Source organism: Chryseobacterium sp., from assembly GCF_022712095.1.
Taxonomy (GTDB): domain Bacteria; phylum Bacteroidota; class Bacteroidia; order Flavobacteriales; family Weeksellaceae; genus Chryseobacterium.
Window position 1 is genome coordinate 1 of the sequence record NZ_JALAHD010000004.1, and the last position, 3,091, is coordinate 3,091.

Consider the following 3,091-nt stretch of genomic DNA (forward strand, 5'->3'; position numbering starts at 1 on the left):
ATTTCCTGTTCTTCCCTGACCTGTTCTGTATGCTGAGCCACTTCCTGAAGTATACACTGCATTATCTTCTGCACCAATGGCTACAGAGAAATAATATCCGGCAGCTCCTTTTTTGATTTTGAAATCCTGACCTCCGTAAAGGTTATAATTGATTTCGTCCTGAACAGACTGGGCATCCATAATACATCCGGTCCAGTCACCAAGGGTAGAAGTTTTTTTGTATCGTACACACCCTAAACTCTCATCATAAACAATAGTTCCTTCAGGTGCTTCATCCACCGGTACCCTCATACCCTGGGTAGTCGTTACCCCGTCATCATCAGTTTCAGTTATAGTGATAGTTTGAAAAGGATTATCAAAAGTTGTTACAGAAGGAACAACTCTAAGATTGGATTCATCACCAGCTGCATTTATCGTAGTATAAATACTGTCCACATCTACTTGTGTTACCTTAGGTAAAACCAATCCCATTGTATTTTTACCGTTTTTCTGGTTGATATCCACTTTCCCCTGAGGGGTATCTGTCCCGATTCCGAGCTGTCCGTAAGCCGGCAGTGCTAAAATCATAAACAGAGATGTATATATTATTTTTTTCATCTTTAAAATTATTTAATTGTAGGCATTATTTTTTGATCAACATAGGGATCGGAAGTGAAGTAAACCCGGTACTTACAGCTCCAAGCTGGTTGTAGTTCACACTTCCTGTTCCATATCCATATCCGCCACTGTTATCCACAGGATCTACTGTTTGAACCATCAAAGAGTGGCTTACTCCTATTGATGCCTGTTGGAATAATGTTCCTTCATAAATAGCTTTGCTGTACATTGGAACAAAACCTGTTAGATTTTCTCCTGAAGTTGTGTTAGTTCCGGGAGAATATTTAACTGTCGTAGTTCCGTTAAAGAATCCTAACCCTATACGTTGAGGCTGAGTATTACTTCCTGATGAATAGATATTTTTATTAGTAATCACAATACAAGATCCTGTGTTAGCTGCTGCTGCATCTAATCTTGAAACGGCAACATACACAATTTCTTCATCAGCTTCCAATCCTGCTCCGCTATTGATGGAAGAAGTAACATCTACCGGTGAAGCAGAAAATGTAGTAGATTCGGTACCATAAGCTCTTGTAGCTCCCCATGCGTATAATTTCTTTCCGTCAGCTGTTACTGCTAAACCATGATTACTTCCCATAGCCACTTGCTTGAACGTTTCCCCAGATAAAATCTGGGTGGGAGTAATATATCCTGAAGAAGCACCGGTTCCCAATCTTCCCTGAGCCTGGTTACCCCAAACGTATATCTTACCATCAGTAGTTAATCCTGCGGCAGAAAATCGTGATACCGAAATATCTTTCATAGTATAAGAAGATAAGTTTGGAATTGCTGTAGGAACCGTATAAGTATTAGCAACCGTAGTAGAGTTTATTCCGTTTGCCATTGTTCCTTCGGAGAAAGCCCCCATTCCATATACTTTACCATTATCCGCTAATACAAGAGAATTATTATACCCTGCTTCTACACGAACTGCTTTCACAGTTTCAGGCCATCCTTTAACTTTCATAGGAAACACTTTACTTCCATTATTTCCATGTCCTGTACGATAATAGGTTCCTGCTCCCCATGACCAAAGTTCTCCATTGGAAGTCACTGCCAAAGCATGATTATCTCCTGCCGAAATATCTATCGTTGTCTTAGCTAAAATAAGGGCATAAGTAGCTGTATTACCTGATGCATTTCCTACTCCTGTTCGCCCAACATTATTATATCCTGACGCATACACCGCATTATCATCTGCTCCCAATACTATCGAGAAGTTATTTCCAGCTGCTACTTTTTTCACTCTTACATTTAAACCTCCATACACATCATAATCAAAAAGCGTAGAAATAGATGAGTTGTCAACTAAACAATCCTGCCAGCTGTTATCACCATTTTTTACTCTTACACATTTATTACCAGCATCGTATACCAGAGTCCCTTCAATAGCAGCACCTCCGGAAGGAGTTAATACATTAGGAAGGCCTGTTCCGTCCAGTAATGTGTCTACTTTGGGCAGGATCAATCCTACATTTCTCGTTAAAGAGTCACTCTCTGTTCCATCTGCCGGGAACTGTCCTCTAAGGTGCAGAGCTCCTTTAACATCCTTTTCGCCAATTCCCACTTGCCCGAAAGCAAACATACTGGCAAGAATTAATGAGAATACATAAATTTTTTTCTTCATTATTTTAATTTTTAAACATAGTTTTCCTTGGTCACTGATTAATCGCATCAGCAACTTTATATTGATTTGTGAAATTTGAGCATGAATAAACCGACTGTTTTACAACAGTGATTTTTTAAGAATTGTGATTATTCATGTAATAAAGAACAGGGGGACCCCTTCTGTTATAATCGAAATATTGCTTGTTGTAGATTCTTAAAAAGCAATATGAGGAAATCTTTACCTTAGGTTCGATAAAGTTTTTTACAATTTTGTATTGGTAGTCTGAGAATGAAGCAAACTCATTGACATTATTGATTACTACCGCTGAAAAAGACCTGGTTCCTATATGATAAGCTTTATCCTCCCCTTTATCACGATAAGTCCAGGTAATATCAGGAGTTCTAAGTTTTTTCTCCTTCTTAGTAGCTTTTGCAAGCTTTACTTTTTCTTTCTTTGAAGTAGCATGAACTTCCTTCTTAGTTTCTCCGGATGACTTCTCCTGATATACAATTTTCGAGGAAGCAGAGGCTGTAAATTGTCCTGTTATTTTTGTACCTTTGACAACATAAATCTGAACATTTTCCCTTGCTTCAGAATCAATGGATGAAATCTTAGTTTTATCTGTATCACTTGAATGAATATAGGTCCCTTCACTTATTGTAATCTGAGTACCTTCTCCTAAATAGAGTTGAGACCACGCAGAAATAGGGAGAAAAGCAAACAAAGATAACAATCGGAACAGAATACTCTGTACCGATATACATAAGAATTTTTTTCCTGTTATCTTTATCATTGTGTGTTTTTATAAATATTGAATTACATATATTTTATAATATATTCAATTATTTATCAATCATTATTCATATTTGAATGATACAAATATAC

3 protein-coding genes are annotated in these 3,091 nt (G+C 37.6%); all 3 read right to left on the reverse strand.

Annotation, left to right across the window (positions count from 1 at the left end):
* The coding region (locus tag Q0A18_RS00095; RefSeq protein WP_292008127.1) for a hypothetical protein at positions 1 to 597 on the reverse strand (597 nt) is incomplete at its 3' end.
* Positions 598 to 622: 25 nt separating this feature from the next.
* A complete protein-coding gene (locus tag Q0A18_RS00100) occupies positions 623 to 2,224 on the reverse strand; it encodes a hypothetical protein (RefSeq protein ID WP_292008128.1) in 1,602 nt (533 codons plus the stop codon).
* Between the two features lie 115 nt (positions 2,225 to 2,339).
* A complete protein-coding gene (locus tag Q0A18_RS00105; RefSeq protein WP_292008129.1) occupies positions 2,340 to 2,999 on the reverse strand; it encodes a hypothetical protein in 660 nt (219 codons plus the stop codon).
* Positions 3,000 to 3,091: the final 92 nt, after the last annotated feature.